This is a genomic window from Acidovorax sp. Root275 (assembly GCF_001428965.1).
In the GTDB taxonomy this organism is placed as follows: Bacteria; Pseudomonadota; Gammaproteobacteria; order Burkholderiales; family Burkholderiaceae_C; genus Acidovorax; species Acidovorax radicis.
Genome location: NZ_LMJH01000009.1, coordinates 487,122 through 500,565, shown reverse-complemented (window position 1 = coordinate 500,565; position 13,444 = coordinate 487,122). Strand labels below are relative to the sequence as shown.

The window sequence follows — 13,444 nt, the reverse complement described above, 5'->3', positions numbered from 1 at the left end:
GCGTCCGCCGCCCATCCCCCGGGGCCACAGATTCGCAACAAATCGTTGCAGTTTGCCAGACATCGATGACCGCGCCGTACCTATTTATCACATGCGCCACCGCTTGAGTAAGAGGGCATTCGCCATCACGCTGACCGAACTCAGCGCCATGGCCGCCCCCGCCACCACCGGGCTCAGGTAGCCCAGCGCCGCCAGCGGGATGCCGGCCACGTTGTACGCAAACGCCCAGAACAGGTTCTGGCGGATTTTCATCACCGTACGGTGCGAGATGTCCAGCGCGGCTCCCACCAGCATCGGGTCGCCGCGCATCAGCGTGATGCCCGCCGCATGCATGGCCACATCCGTCCCGTTACCCATCGCCATGCCCACATCCGCTGCGGCCAGCGCAGGGGCATCGTTAACGCCGTCGCCCACCATCGCGACATGATGGTGCTTGCCGTCGCTGCCCTGTTGCAGCGCCGCCACCTTGGCCGCCTTGTCCCCCGGCAAGACCTCGGCCATCACCTCGCCCGCGCCGGGGTCCAACCCCAGGCGCCGGGCCATGGCCTCGGCCGCGCCCCGGTTGTCGCCCGAGATCATCACGGTGCGGATGCCACGCACCTTCAGCGCCGCCAGCGCCTCGCGCGCGCCGGGCTTGGGCTCGTCGCCAAAGGCCATCAGGGCGCGCAAGACATAGTGCACCCCCAAGCTCGGCGCTCTCGTGTCCTCGCTGCCCCCCAAGGGGGCGTTCGCGGCTTCGGGCGGCCGGGCGCCGCTCAACCCTTCCGTGACACGTTGCGCCACGGCCGACACGGTGGCGCCTTCCTGTTGCAGCGTCTCGGCCCTGGCAGCCAATGGCCCCATGTCCACACCCAGCTCGTGCATCCAGCGCAAGCTGCCCACCAAATAGCTCTGGCCGTCCACCTCACCCTCAGTGCCGCGCCCAGGCACGGCGCGCACATCCTGTGCTGTCGCCACGCTGATCTGCCGCTCGCCCGAAGCCGCCACCACGGCACGCGCCAGCGGGTGTTCGCTGCCGCTTTGCACGGCCGCCACCGCCGCCATCACGGCAGCCTCGTCCAGGCCGGGCACCACCTCAAACGCCGTCAGCCGGGGCTGGCCCACGGTCAGCGTGCCCGTCTTGTCAAAGGCCACCACATCCACCTTGTGCGCCAGCTCCAGCGCCTGCGCGTCCTTGATCAAAATGCCGTTCTTGGCCGCCACCCCCGTGCCCGCCATGATGGCCGCTGGCGTGGCCAGGCCCAGCGCACACGGGCAGGCAATCACCATCACCGCCACGGCGTGGATCAACGCGGCCTCCATGCCCACACCCATCCACAGCCACCCCAGCAGCGTGGCCAAGGCCACCACCAGCACCACGGGCACAAACACGGCAGACACCTGGTCCACCAGCCGCTGGATGGGCGCCTTGGCCGCCTGCGCGTCTTCCACCAGCCGGATGATCTGGGCCAGCACCGTCTCGGCCCCCACGGCCGTCACGGCCATCACGATGCGCCCGTCGCCGTTGATCGAACCGCCCGTGAGCGCTGCACCCACATCGCGGGCCACCGGCAAGGGCTCGCCCGTGAGCATGGACTCGTCCACCTGCGTGTGGCCCTCATGCACCGTGCCATCCACCGGGATGCGTTCACCCGGCCGCACCACCAGCCGGTCGCCCACCAGCACCTCGGCCACCGGCACATCCACCTCGCCCTGCTTGGACAGCAAATGCACCACATCCGGCCGCAGCGCGTGCAGCGCACGGATGGCCGCCGTGGTCTGGCGCTTGGCGCGCGCCTCCAGCCACTTGCCCAGCAGCACCAGCGTGACGACCACGGCCGACGCTTCAAAGTACAAATGCGGTGCATGTCCTTCATGGGCCGTGAGCCACAGCCACATCGACAGGCCCCAGCCCGCACTCGTGCCCAGCGCCACCAGCAAATCCATGTTGCCCGACAGCGCCTTGGCCGCATGCCAGCCCGCCTTGTAGAAGCGCGCACCCAGGATGAACTGCACCGGCGTGGCCAGCATGAACTGCACCCAGGCGGGCAGCATCCAGTGCTGGCCGAACAGGTCACCGACCATCGGCAGCACCAGCGGCGCCGATAGCAGCAGGCCGATGCCCACGGGCATGAAGCCGGCCCAGGGCGACAGGTCTTCGGGCACATCGTCTTGCCCTGCGGCACGCGGCTCGTAGCCCGCGTTGCGCACCGCGCGGCGCAGCAGCGCCTCCACCGCAGCGGCATCGGCACCCACGCTGGTGGCGAAGGCAATCCGCGCGGACTCGGTGGCCAGGTTGACCGAAGCCTCCTGCACGCCCGGCACCTTGCGCAGCGCACGCTCCACGCGGCCCACACAGCTTGCGCAGGTCATGCCGGAGATGCCGAGGTCCAGCGAATGGACGGCCTCAGAGGAATCGAGAGTTGGAGTGTTCATGGCGAGGATGGTGATCCTTGACGTGATGGCAAGGTCAAGCATTGATATTGATCAACCCTCACATCATGAGTGTCTTGAGCGGTGTTTGACTCTGCCACGATGTCAAGCTTCAACATTCGCTTCGGTCGCTTCAACGGCCCTCTTGAAAACCAACCCGAGGACACCCCATGACAACCACCACTACTTTCCAAGTTCAAGGCATGACCTGCGGCCACTGCGAACGCGCCGTCACCCAGGCCGTGCAGCAGGTAGACCCCAACGCCCAGGTGCGCATCGACCGCGCCAGCGGCAAGGTGGACGTGGACAGCACGGCACCCCGTGAGGCCCTGGCTGCCGCCATTGCCGAAGAAGGCTACACCGTCGCGGCCTGAGTGCCACGCCACCATGCACCCAGCGAGGGCCACACCATGACCACGCCCCACTCCACGCGGACCACGGCGGGCCAAGCCGCCAACGGAAGTAACGGCAGTAAAGGCAGCACTGGCATCACCGACACCAAGGCCGCTACGAAGCCCCGCGCCACCTCCTGGCCCGTGCCCATCGGCGTCGCTGCCCAGCGCGCGGGCATCTCGGCACGCATGGTGCGTCACTACGAATCGCTGGGCCTTGTCAAAGGCGTGGCACGCACCGACAGCGGCTACCGCCAGTACACCGAGGCCGACGTGCACGCCCTGCACTTCATCCGCCGCAGCCGCGACCTGGGTTTCTCGATGGAAGAAATCGCCGAACTGCTGGGCCTGTGGCACGACCGCGGCCGCGCCAGCAGCCAGGTCAAGCGCATCGCCCAGGCCCACATCGAAGACCTGAGCGAACGCATTGCTTCGATGCAGGCCATGCAGCGCAGCCTGCAAACGCTGGTGTCCTGCTGCAAGGGCAACGACCGGCCGGACTGCCCGATATTGGATGACCTGGCGGCGGGGCAGGTGGAACACAGCGGCGCAAGGGCACCCCACAAAACGCTATTAAAACAATAGCTATCAGCGCTTATCTATCAAGCGCCAGAGGCCAATTTTTCTCAAATCCTGGTTTAGCAAGGCCTGTCAGGCCCCGCCGGACCGCGCTGGGGCCTTGGCTTTGCCGCCTGCCACCCTGCGTTGGGTGGCTGGAGCCGAAGCAGCGTCCGATGCCGCGATCTTTTCTGACCGCCGCAGCACCCCGTCACACAGCGTCGCAATGCACTGCTGCGCTACCTGCTCGGGCGTGTATTCGCCACCCGGCTGGTACCAGCGGCCGATCCAGCTCAACGCCCCCGCAATCACAAACGCCGTCATCTTCGGGTCGCACGGCTGCAGCGAGCCTTCTGCCACACCCTCGGCCACCAGGCGGCGGAACTCCTGGTCGATGGCGGACTTGAGGCGGCGCAGCTCCTTGCGGCTCTCGGGCGGCAGCTGCTCGTCGCCCACGCGGATCAGGCACATGCCGAAGTCCTGCGTGACGATGCGCGCATACACCTGCATGCAGGTCATGAGCTGGTCGATGGCCTTGCCGCCGGCCGCGCGCGAGGCGTCGATGCCTTCGAGCATCATCGTGAGCCCCTTGCTCACGCACTGCAACAGGATCTCGTCCTTGTTCTTCACGTAGTAGTACAGCGTGGGCTTGGTCACGTTCAGGCGCGCGGCAATGTCGTCGAGCGAAGTGGCGTGAAAGCCGCGCTCGTTGAACAGCTGCGCCGCCGCCTGCAGCACGGCGTTGCGCTTGGCCTCACGCTGTCGCTCGCGGTGCGATACCGGAGCCCAGGGCGAAGCTGCGGCGGGCGACGCTTCGTCGGGTGCAGCAGCCTGGGCCGGGGGCAACGGGGCTGAGGATGAGGGCTTGGGGGCCGCGCGCTGGGTGCTGCTGCCGCTCGTGCTGCTTTTGCTGCTGCGTCGGGTCGATGCCGCTTTGGCCTGGGGCATGGGGGGCGATTCCTCGGGAAAGTACGGATGCTGAATGGGGTGGCGGCTTCCAAAATCTACTCACGAGTAAATAGTTTACGCACAAGTAGGAAATTTCTGCAGAGTTCCAGAGAAATTTCTGTCAGAAGCTGCGAACAACCCGTATTAGAAAGCCAATGGAGACAACCCCTTCCGGCCCCTTTGCTGCCACGCCCCTGCTCCAGGTGCAGGGCGTGACCCTGGCGTTTGGCGGCGTGAAGGCGCTGACCGGTGTGGGGTTTGATGTGATGCCTGGCTCCATCACCGCCGTCATCGGCCCCAACGGCGCGGGCAAGACCTCGCTGTTCAACACCATCTCGGGCTTTTACCGGCCCAGCCAGGGCTCCATCCGGTTTCAGGGGCAGGACATCACGCGCATCCCGGCGCCGCAGCGCGCCAAGCTGGGCCTGGGCCGCAGCTTTCAGAACATTGCGCTGTTCCGTGGCATGACCGTGCTCGACAACATCAAGCTGGGCCGCCACGCGCACCTCAAAACCAACGTGCTCCAAGCGCTGTTCTACCTGGGCCGCGCGCGCCGCGAAGAGGCCGAGCTGCGCCGCGACATCGAGGAGCGCATCATCGACTTCCTCGAAATCGACCACATCCGCCATGCGCCCGTGTCGGCCCTGCCCTACGGCTTGCAAAAACGCGTGGAGATGGCCCGTGCGCTGGCGATGCAGCCACAGATCCTGATGCTGGACGAGCCCGTGGCCGGTATGAACCGCGAAGAGACCGAAGACATGGCACGCTTCATTCTCGACGTGCGCGAAGAGTGGGGCGTGACGGTGCTCATGGTGGAGCACGACATGGGCATGGTGATGGACCTGTCGGACCACGTGGTGGTGCTCAACTTCGGCCAGGTCATCGCCCAGGGCGCCCCCGCTGCCGTGCAGGCTGATCCCGAAGTCGTCCGCGCTTACCTGGGTGCCGGTGATGTGGGCGACCTGCGCGCCAAGCTGCGGGCCAGCAGCCAATCCACCACCCCGCAGGGAGCCGCATGATGGACTGGGCCTACCTGTTTGAAATCAGCCTCACCGGCGTCGCGGGCGGCGGGCTGTACGCCCTCGCTGCGCTGGCCTTCGTGATGGTTTACAAGGCCACGCGCGTCGTGAACATCGCCATTGGCGAGCTGCTCATGGTCGGTGCCTATCTGTTCTTCACCTTTGCCGCCACGTTTGCGCTGCCGCTGTGGCTGGCCATTCCGGCGGCCGTGCTGGGCACAGGCCTGCTGGGTGCCGTGATCGAGCGCACCATGATCCGCCCGCTGCTGGGCGAGCCACCCATCTCCGTTTTCATGGTCACAGTGGGCCTGGCCTCGGTGCTCGTGGGCCTGGTCGAGATGATCTGGACCGCCGACCAGCGCCGCCTGCCCGACTTCATGCCCAGCCAGCCCATCATGGTGGGCGACGCGTTCCTCGCGCCCAAGGTGTTTTGGGGTGCGGTGATTGCCATCGTGTTCATCGCGGCGGTGCTGGTGGTGTTCCGCTTCTGGCGCGGTGGCGTGGCCCTGCGCGCCACGGCCAGCGACCAAGCGGCCGCGTATTCGGTAGGCATCAACGTGCCGCGTGTGTTCTCGCTGGCCTGGGTGGTGTCGGCCATGATCGCGGCGGTCTCCGGGATCATCGTTGGCTCGATTGGCGGCATCTCGTCCAGCATGGGCGTGTTCGGTCTGTCGGTGCTGGTGGTGGTCATCGTGGGCGGGCTCGACAGCGTGCTGGGCGCACTCATCGGGGGGGTGCTCATCGGTTTGATCGAAGCGCTGGCCGGGGCCTACCTGGGCGGTGAATACAAGCTGCTGGCCACCTTCATCGTGCTGGTCGCCGTGTTGCTGGTGCGGCCCTACGGCCTGTTCGGCACCCACGAGATAGAGAGACTCTGATGCGCATCGGAACCCTCAAGGAAACCTACATCGCCGACGCGGCGCTGTTCGACTCGCGCACGCAAAAAGTGTGGCTGGCCGTGGGCGCCGCGCTGCTGGTGCTGTTCCCGTTCATGGCCAGCGACTACTGGCTGTACCTGGCCTGCCTGGTCAGCATCAACGTGGCCAGCGCCACGGGGCTCAACATCCTCACGGGCTACACAGGCCTGGTCAGCCTGGGGCAGGCCGCCTTCATGGGCCTGGGCGCCTACACCGTGGCCGTGCTGGAAACCAAGGTGGGCACGCCCTTTGTGCTCAACCTGCTGGCCGGTGGCTTTGTCGCGATGCTGGGTGGCATCGTGGTGGGCATCCCTTCGCTGCGCGTGAAGGGGCTGTACCTGGCGATTGCCACCATTGCCGCATCGTTCATTGCGCACTTCATCTTTGCCAACTGGAAGTTCACCGGCGGCACCGGTGGCCTGAGCGTGCCGCCCGCCAAGCTGTTTGGCATGGCGCTCGACACCTCGTTCCGGCTGTACTGGCTCATCGTGCCGGTCACCCTCCTCATGCTGCTGGGCGCGGCCAACCTGTTCCGCACGCGCGTGGGCCGTGCCTTCATCGCGATTCGCGACCGCGACATCTCGGCCGAGGTGCTGGGCATTCCGCTGCTGCGCTACAAGCTGCTGTCGTTTGGCCTGTCGTCGTTCTACGCGGGCGTGGCGGGGGGGCTGTGGGCCTACTTCTTTCGCGTGGTCACGCCCGAGAGTTTTCCGCTGCTCATGTCCATCTTCTTCCTCGCGGCCATCATCGTCGGCGGCATGGGTTCCATCCTGGGCGGCATCCTGGGCGCGGTGTTCATGACCATGGTGCCTGAGCTGCTCAAGCTCCTGGTGGGCCTGCTGCCCGGGGGTGCGGAACTCACCGTGTTCCTCTCGCCTGTACGCACCGTCATTTTTGGCCTGCTCATCATCGGTTTCCTCGTCTTCGAGCCCCATGGCCTGGCCGAAGTGTGGCGGCGCATCCGCCGTTTTTTCCATCTCTGGCCTTTCCGCAACTAAACCATTCAGGAGACAACATGGACACACCACACACTTCCTTCCAGCGCCGCCACCTGCTGCTCGGTGCCGCTGGCGCCGCCGCGCTCACCAGCCCGCTGTCGGTGCTGGCGCAGTCGGGTGAAGACATCGTGATTGGCGGCTCTATCCCGCTCACGGGTGTGTTCGCGTTTGCGGGTGTGGGCATCAACGCAGGCATTGGCGACTACGTGAAGATGGTCAACGACGCAGGCGGCATCAAGGGCCGCAAGCTCAAGTACGTGCCCGAGGACACGGGCTACAAGGTCGATGTGTCCGTGGCCGCGTACAAGAAGATCACCAGCCAGAACAAGGTGAACCTGTACTACGGCGACTCCACCGGCTTTTCCAAGACCATCAACCCCGAGCTGGACCGTGCAGGCACCACGCTGATGGCCGGGGCCTCGTTCGCATCCGAGCTGAACGACCCTGCCAAGTACCCGAACCAGTTCCTCGTGGGCCCTGACTACACGGAGATGTTCGGCATCCTGCTCAAGCACATCGCCAAAGAGAAGCCCGGCGCCAAGGTGGCCTTTGTGTACTCCGACTCCGAGTTCGGCCGCGACCCCATCGAGAAAAGCGAGGCTGCCGCCAAGGCGCTCGGCCTGTCGGTGCCCGTCAAGATCATGACGCCCGCAGGCAGCGTGGACGTGTCCACCGAAGTCATCAAGCTGCGCCGCGCAGCGCCCGACTACACCATCTTCCACGGCTACATCCTGGCCCCCATCCCCGAGTTCATCACCCAGGGCAAACAACAGGGCATGACCAGCAAGTGGATGGGCACCTTCTGGACCATGGACAGCTCCACCGTGATGAAGATGGGCGAGGCCGCCGATGGCTTCATGGGCGTGATGCCCTACCGCTACTACTACGACACCGAGAAAGCGCCGATGCTGGAGAAGATCCGCGCGCTGCGCCCCGAGTACCAGAGCACGGCCTACATCCAGGGCTTCCTGGCCGCCATGCTGTTCACCGAATCGGCCAAGCGCACGCTGGATGCGGGCAAACCACTCGATGGCAAAAACCTCAAGGCCGCGCTCAACAGCATCAAGGACTTCGACACCGGCGGCCTGATCGGCGTGCCGATCACCATCAGCGGCAACTCCATCCCCGTGGGGCGCGTGTACCGCGCCGACATGAAGGCGCAAAAAATGGTGGCCGCGTCTGACTGGATCAAGCTCTGATGCGGACCATCCCCCTGAGCGGCTGCGCCGCTTCCCCCTTCTCTCGCACCGCTGCGCGCTGCGGGAAAGGGGACGGCACCCTCGCTGCGGGGCGGCCCTTGCTCGGTGCCCCGCGCGCAGGCCATGCGATCGCCAACATCGCCGGTCAAGCACGTGCAGCGACGTTTTGGCAATGTCCATGACAGACAACGGTCCAACCAACGTCCTCGAAGTCAACAACATCGAGGTCATCTACAACAAGGTGGTGCAGGCCCTGCGCGGCCTGTCGCTGGCCGTGCCACGTGGGCAGATCGTGGCGCTGCTGGGCAGCAACGGGGCGGGAAAAAGCACCACCCTCAAAGCGGTGTCGGGGCTGCTGGCGCTCGAAGATGGCACGGTGGAGAGCGGCAGCATCCACTTCAATGGCCAGCCCACAGCGGCCCTGGCGCCGCAGCAACTGGTGCGCAACGGCCTGAGCCACGTGATGGAAGGCCGCCGCGTGTTTGAAGACCTGACGGTCGAAGAGAACCTGGTGGCGGCCACCTATGCGCTCACGGGCCGCAAGGATGCAACACCGGACTTCGACCTGGTCTACAGCTACTTTCCGCGTCTGCATGAGCGGCGCAAGGGCCTGGCCGGGTACCTGTCAGGCGGCGAGCAGCAGATGCTGGCCATTGGCCGCGCGCTCATCGCACAGCCCCAGCTCATCCTGCTCGACGAGCCCTCGCTGGGCCTTTCTCCGAAGCTGGTCGAAGACATCTTCACCATCATCGCGCGCATCAACGCCGAGCGCGGCACCAGCATGCTGCTGGTGGAGCAGAACGCCACTGTGGCCCTGGCCGTGGCGCACCGGGGCTACATCATGGAGAACGGCAAGATCGTGATCGACGGCACGGCCGAACGCCTGGCCAACGACCCCGATGTGCGCGAGTTCTATCTGGGCATGGGCGGTGGTGGCGAGGCCAAGAGCTTCAAGGACATCAAACACTACAAGCGCAGAAAGCGCTGGTTGTCATGACCCTTCCCGACCTCACCCTGCCCCAGATGCTGCGCGAGCGCGCACGCACCGACGCGAACCGCATCGCCATCCGGCAAAAGGACTTCGGCATCTGGAAACCCTTCACCTGGGCGCAGTACCACCAGCGCGCCAGCCACTTCGGCCTGGGCCTGCGGGCACTGGGCCTGCCTGCGGGCGGGCATGTGGGCGTGATCTCCGAGAACCGCATCGAATGGGTGCTGGCCCAGATGGGCGCAGGCCTGGTGGGCGCCGTGACGGTGGGCGTGTACCCCACCAGCCCCACCAACGAAGTGGCCTATGTGGTGGGCCATGCCGACATCGAGATCATGGTCTGCGAAGACCAGGAGCAGACCGACAAGCTGCTGGCCGCACTGCCCGAGCTGCCGCGCCTGAGAAAGATCGTGGTCATGGAGACCAAGGGCCTGCGCAGCTTTGCGCCCGAGGTGCGGCAGTTCATCACCACGTTTGACGAGGTGGAACGGCTGGGCGCGGCATCCAATCAACAAACCTTCATCGACGACGCACTCGCACGCCAGCGGCTCGACGATGTGGGTCTGATGATCTACACCTCGGGCTCCACCGGCAAGCCCAAGGGCGCGATGATTTCGTACCGCAACATCCGGGGCGTGGTGCCCGGCATCGTGGATAGGCTGGAGCTGACGCGCGAGACCACGCACCTGTCGTACCTGCCGCTGTGCCACGTGGCAGAGCAGATGCTGACCAGCTTTGTGCCCGTGTATATCGGCTCGCAAGTGAACTTTGGCGAGTCCATCCGCACCGTGCAGGAGGACCTGCGCGAGGTCGCTCCCACCATGTTCCTGGGCGTGCCCCGCATCTGGGAGAAGCTGCACGCGGCCATCCACATCAAGCTGCAGGAAACGGGTGGCCTGCGCCGCGCGCTGTTCCACAAGGCCTACAACGCCTGCAAACCGCTGGCCGAGAAGCCGCGCGGCAACTGGAGCGCTGGCGACAAGCTCACTTATGCCGCGAGCTACTGGCTCGTCTTCCGCGCACTGCAGAACTTCATCGGCCTGCGCAATGCCCATGTGGCGCTCACCGGCGCCGCGCCCATTCCGCCCGACGTGGTGCGCTTCTTCCGCGTGCTGGGCGTGCCGCTCATCGAGGTGTATGGCCTGACCGAATCCACCGGCATGGTCACGGGCCACCGGTTGGACCATGTAGTGGTGGGCACCGTGGGCGTGCCCACGCAGGGCGTGGAACACCGCATTGCGGACAACGGAGAGCTTCAGATCAAAGGCGAGATGGTGTTTGCGGGCTACTACAAGAACCCCGAGGCCACAGCCAGCAGCATCGTGGGCGGCTGGCTGCACACGGGCGACGTGGTGCGCGAATCGCAAGGCCAGATCCAGATCGTGGACCGCCTCAAGGACATCATGATCACGGCCGGCGGCAAGAACCTCACACCGTCCGAGATCGAGAACACCATGAAGGGCAGCCCCTTCATCAAGGAATGCATCATCGTGGCCGAGGCGCGCAAGTTTGTCGGTGCGCTGGTGATGATCGACTACGAGACCGTGGGCAAGTGGGCCGAGGCGCGGCGCATTCCGTTCACACACTTTCGCTCGCTGGTGGAACACCCCGAGGTGCGCAGCCTCATCGATGCCGAAATCAACCAGGGCAATCAGCGCCTCGCGCAGGTGTCGCAGATCCGCAAGTTCCACCTGCTCACCAAAGAGCTGGACCACGATGACGGCGAGGTGACCGCCACCATGAAGGTACGCCGCTCCAGCATCTACAAGACCTATGCGGCCGAGATCGAGGCGCTGTACCACTAGCCCGGGGCTCACCCCGCGCCGTGCAGATTACTATCAAAACAGGAGCTATTAGCGCATACCCATAAAGCGCCAGAAGCCAATTTGACATGAGAAACACCGCCGCCGCCCCTACCGCCCCCCTGCTGCTGGAGCGCAACGGCGCCATCGCCACGCTGCGCTTCAACCGGCCCGATGCCCTCAACGCCATCGACGTGCCCATGGCCGACGCCTTCCTCGCAGCCGTGCAGACTGTCGCCACCGACCCTGGTGTGCGTGCCGTGGTGCTGGCTGGCAACGGCCGGGGTTTCATGGCCGGGGGCGACCTGGCCACGTTGCGGGCCGACCCGGTGCTGGGCGCCATCGACATCCTCACGCCGCTCAACGCAGCACTGCTCCTGTTGGCACAGATGAACGCGCCCGTCATCGCCCAGGTGCACGGCGTGGCAGCCGGTGCGGGCCTGAGCCTGCTGCTGATGGCGGACTACGTGATCGCCGCCGAAGGCACGCGCTTCAACCTTGCCTATATCAACCTGGGCGCCAGCTGCGACGTGGGCGCATCGTGGGCGCTGCCGCGCCTGGTGGGCGTGCGCAAGGCGCTGGAAATCGCGCTGATGGGTGAAGCCTTCACGGCCGACGACGCCCTGCGCATGGGCCTCATCAACCGCGTAGTGCCCGCCGTCGAACTGGAGACGGCCACCACCACCTTGGCCCAGCACCTGGCCGCCGGGCCCACCATGGCCTACGGCGCCATGAAGCGCCTCATGCGCGAATCGATGGACCGCACATTGTGCGAGCAGCTGGCTGCAGAAAAAGACGCCTTTGTGCACTGCGCGGGCACCGAGGACTTCCGAGCGGGGGTAGAGGCCTTTCACCAACGCCAAAGCCCGCAGTTTGTGGGCCGCTGATTCGAAGCCGAAGCGAACGCCACAGCGGCGTCAGTTCGCACCCGCCACCTGCACCGCAACCAGCCAGCCCCACATCCTCAACACCGCCACAAAGTTGACGGTGAACACCAAGCCACGCAGTCGCACATTGGTGGTGAGGATCTGACCCAGGCTGTGCGCAACACGACCAGCCACAAAGACCCACGCCAGCGCGGTCTGCACCGCATCGTCCGATTGGTCACGATTTCAGAACACTCCGTTGGCCTGCCCCTTGTTTATCTGGGCGCCGTCGCCCTCTACAGTTCACACCATGCCATCGCCTGACAGGCAAAAAAAGCGACCACCCATACAACCCCCCGCCAGCACCCGGACAACCCAACATGATCACTGTCCGCGCAACCACGGACGGAGACCAATCCTCCACCCGCTGGCTGCACAGCGCACACCGCTTTTCGTTTGGCAGCTGCTGGGGCCTGCACGACCCCAGCCATGGCAACGTGCTGGTGCTGCTCAACGACGGCGTGGGCGCCGAGGTGCTGGTGTTCGATGTGGCACACCGATAAGCTGCTGCCAAACTGACTGCACATGACCACGCCAGACGCCTTTGCCCACCTGCCTGAGCTGCAAGGCCAGCTCATCCCTGCCCATGCCTCGGGCCTGCGCCTGACCGACGAAGTGCTCGCCGAATGGGATGCCCAGGCGCGCGGCCAGGGCCTGCCCGCCCACTGGCGTCTGCCCGATAGCGATGTGGAACGCTCGCGCCGCCAGGTGCTGGACGCCATCACCGCACGGCAGGACGACCTGTGGGTGTTTGCCTATGGCTCGCTGATGTGGAACCCGGGGTTTCACTTTGACGAAGTGCGCAAGGCCACCCTGCCCGGGTATGTGCGCCGTTTTGCCCTCGGCACCACCATTGGTCGAGGCACACCCGATTGCCCTGGCCTGGTGCTTACGCTGCAGCGTGACAGTGACAATCACGCGGGCCAGCAGTGCGAAGGCCTGGTGTTCCGCATCCCCGCCCCGCTGGTGCCCGAGGAGTCACGCCTGCTCTGGCGCCGCGAGATGATCACTGGCGCCTACTGCCCCGCACTGCTTCCACTGCAGACCCCACAGGGTACTGTCAACCAGGCGCTGGTGCTGACGGCCAATACAGCCCATCCTCACTACCGGGGCGACCTGTCGATGCAGGCCACCGCCGCCACCATTGCCAGCGCCTGTGGCCGCATCGGCAGCAACCGCGAATACCTTGATCAGCTGGTCGCGCAATTCAGCGTGCTGGGCATCGAGGACCCCTATGTGCATGCGCTGGCGGAGATGGTGCAGAGGGCCTGCTGAACGAGCTTCT

The 13,444-nt window shown here is 65.6% G+C and carries 14 protein-coding genes; 11 read left to right on the top strand and 3 right to left on the bottom strand.

The genetic code is table 11. From position 1 onward, the window contains the following. Positions 1-87: 87 nt before the first annotated feature. Complete coding sequence (locus ASE52_RS17310) at positions 88-2,415, bottom strand: heavy metal translocating P-type ATPase (RefSeq protein WP_057227852.1); 2,328 nt, start codon at positions 2,413-2,415, stop codon at positions 88-90. Positions 2,416-2,582: 167 nt separating this feature from the next. Between ASE52_RS17310 and ASE52_RS17305 the strand changes: the two genes are divergently transcribed. Then, the gene (locus tag ASE52_RS17305) at positions 2,583-2,786 is read left to right on the top strand and encodes a cation transporter (RefSeq protein ID WP_057227851.1); all 204 of its coding nucleotides are present in this window, start codon (positions 2,583-2,585) and stop codon (positions 2,784-2,786) included. A 36-nt stretch (positions 2,787-2,822) separates the two neighbouring features. After that, complete coding sequence (gene cueR, locus ASE52_RS17300) at positions 2,823-3,389, top strand: Cu(I)-responsive transcriptional regulator (protein ID WP_277814407.1); 567 nt, start codon at positions 2,823-2,825, stop codon at positions 3,387-3,389. Positions 3,390-3,455: 66 nt separating this feature from the next. Here cueR and ASE52_RS17295 read toward each other — a convergent pair whose 3' ends face one another. After that, entirely contained in the window at positions 3,456-4,310 is an 855-nt protein-coding gene (locus tag ASE52_RS17295) for a TetR/AcrR family transcriptional regulator (RefSeq protein WP_241777036.1), read from the bottom strand. 155 nt (positions 4,311-4,465) lie between these two features. Here ASE52_RS17295 and ASE52_RS17290 point away from each other — a divergent pair, with 155 nt between their 5' ends. The 7 genes from ASE52_RS17290 (at position 4,466) to ASE52_RS17260 (ending at position 12,120) form a co-directional block, all read left to right on the top strand. Beyond that, a complete protein-coding gene (locus tag ASE52_RS17290) occupies positions 4,466-5,329 on the top strand; it encodes an ABC transporter ATP-binding protein (RefSeq protein ID WP_057227849.1) in 864 nt (287 codons plus the stop codon). Beyond that, a complete protein-coding gene (locus ASE52_RS17285) occupies positions 5,326-6,207 on the top strand; it encodes a branched-chain amino acid ABC transporter permease (protein ID WP_035197514.1) in 882 nt (293 codons plus the stop codon). Before ASE52_RS17290 ends, ASE52_RS17285 begins: the two co-directional genes overlap by 4 nt. Further along, positions 6,207-7,244: a branched-chain amino acid ABC transporter permease gene (locus ASE52_RS17280; RefSeq protein WP_010465042.1), complete on the top strand. Its 1,038-nt coding sequence runs from the start codon at positions 6,207-6,209 to the stop codon at positions 7,242-7,244. Before ASE52_RS17285 ends, ASE52_RS17280 begins: the two co-directional genes overlap by 1 nt. A gap of 17 nt (positions 7,245-7,261) precedes the next feature. Then, positions 7,262-8,443 (top strand): ABC transporter substrate-binding protein, encoded by a 1,182-nt coding sequence (locus ASE52_RS17275; protein ID WP_010465041.1) that lies wholly within the window; start codon positions 7,262-7,264, stop codon positions 8,441-8,443. A 178-nt stretch (positions 8,444-8,621) separates the two neighbouring features. Next, entirely contained in the window at positions 8,622-9,440 is an 819-nt protein-coding gene (locus tag ASE52_RS17270; protein WP_057228525.1) for an ABC transporter ATP-binding protein, read from the top strand. Further along, positions 9,437-11,236 (top strand): AMP-dependent synthetase/ligase, encoded by a 1,800-nt coding sequence (locus ASE52_RS17265; protein WP_057227847.1) that lies wholly within the window; start codon positions 9,437-9,439, stop codon positions 11,234-11,236. The genes ASE52_RS17270 and ASE52_RS17265 overlap by 4 nt, the downstream gene beginning before the upstream one ends. Positions 11,237-11,322: 86 nt before the next feature. Further along, on the top strand, positions 11,323-12,120 hold the full coding sequence (locus ASE52_RS17260; RefSeq protein WP_057227845.1) for an enoyl-CoA hydratase-related protein: 798 nt from the start codon (positions 11,323-11,325) through the stop codon (positions 12,118-12,120). A 30-nt stretch (positions 12,121-12,150) separates the two neighbouring features. Here ASE52_RS17260 and ASE52_RS25255 read toward each other — a convergent pair whose 3' ends face one another. Beyond that, positions 12,151-12,321, bottom strand: a complete 171-nt coding sequence (locus ASE52_RS25255) for an MAPEG family protein (RefSeq protein WP_082606917.1) — start codon at positions 12,319-12,321, stop codon at positions 12,151-12,153. A gap of 158 nt (positions 12,322-12,479) precedes the next feature. Here ASE52_RS25255 and ASE52_RS17255 point away from each other — a divergent pair, with 158 nt between their 5' ends. Together ASE52_RS17255 and ASE52_RS17250 are read left to right on the top strand one after the other, a co-directional pair. Next, positions 12,480-12,662 (top strand): hypothetical protein, encoded by a 183-nt coding sequence (locus ASE52_RS17255; protein WP_057227843.1) that lies wholly within the window; start codon positions 12,480-12,482, stop codon positions 12,660-12,662. Positions 12,663-12,684: 22 nt separating this feature from the next. After that, positions 12,685-13,434 carry a gamma-glutamylcyclotransferase gene (locus ASE52_RS17250; protein WP_057227841.1) on the top strand — a complete coding sequence of 250 codons (750 nt, stop codon included), beginning with the start codon at positions 12,685-12,687 and terminating at the stop codon, positions 13,432-13,434. The last annotated feature ends 10 nt before the right edge of the window (positions 13,435-13,444 follow it).

What these genes read in the sequence shown, in the direction of transcription:
- ASE52_RS17310 (WP_057227852.1), bottom strand. Translation starts at nt 2,415, where the DNA reads ATGAACACTCCAACTCTCGATTCCTCTGAGGCCGTCCATTCGCTGGAC.
- ASE52_RS17305 (WP_057227851.1), top strand. Translation starts at nt 2,583, where the DNA reads ATGACAACCACCACTACTTTCCAAGTTCAAGGCATGACCTGCGGCCAC.
- cueR (WP_277814407.1), top strand. Translation starts at nt 2,823, where the DNA reads ATGACCACGCCCCACTCCACGCGGACCACGGCGGGCCAAGCCGCCAAC.
- ASE52_RS17295 (WP_241777036.1), bottom strand. Translation starts at nt 4,310, where the DNA reads ATGCCCCAGGCCAAAGCGGCATCGACCCGACGCAGCAGCAAAAGCAGC.
- ASE52_RS17290 (WP_057227849.1), top strand. Translation starts at nt 4,466, where the DNA reads ATGGAGACAACCCCTTCCGGCCCCTTTGCTGCCACGCCCCTGCTCCAG.
- ASE52_RS17285 (WP_035197514.1), top strand. Translation starts at nt 5,326, where the DNA reads ATGATGGACTGGGCCTACCTGTTTGAAATCAGCCTCACCGGCGTCGCG.
- ASE52_RS17280 (WP_010465042.1), top strand. Translation starts at nt 6,207, where the DNA reads ATGCGCATCGGAACCCTCAAGGAAACCTACATCGCCGACGCGGCGCTG.
- ASE52_RS17275 (WP_010465041.1), top strand. Translation starts at nt 7,262, where the DNA reads ATGGACACACCACACACTTCCTTCCAGCGCCGCCACCTGCTGCTCGGT.
- ASE52_RS17270 (WP_057228525.1), top strand. Translation starts at nt 8,622, where the DNA reads ATGACAGACAACGGTCCAACCAACGTCCTCGAAGTCAACAACATCGAG.
- ASE52_RS17265 (WP_057227847.1), top strand. Translation starts at nt 9,437, where the DNA reads ATGACCCTTCCCGACCTCACCCTGCCCCAGATGCTGCGCGAGCGCGCA.
- ASE52_RS17260 (WP_057227845.1), top strand. Translation starts at nt 11,323, where the DNA reads ATGAGAAACACCGCCGCCGCCCCTACCGCCCCCCTGCTGCTGGAGCGC.
- ASE52_RS17255 (WP_057227843.1), top strand. Translation starts at nt 12,480, where the DNA reads ATGATCACTGTCCGCGCAACCACGGACGGAGACCAATCCTCCACCCGC.
- ASE52_RS17250 (WP_057227841.1), top strand. Translation starts at nt 12,685, where the DNA reads ATGACCACGCCAGACGCCTTTGCCCACCTGCCTGAGCTGCAAGGCCAG.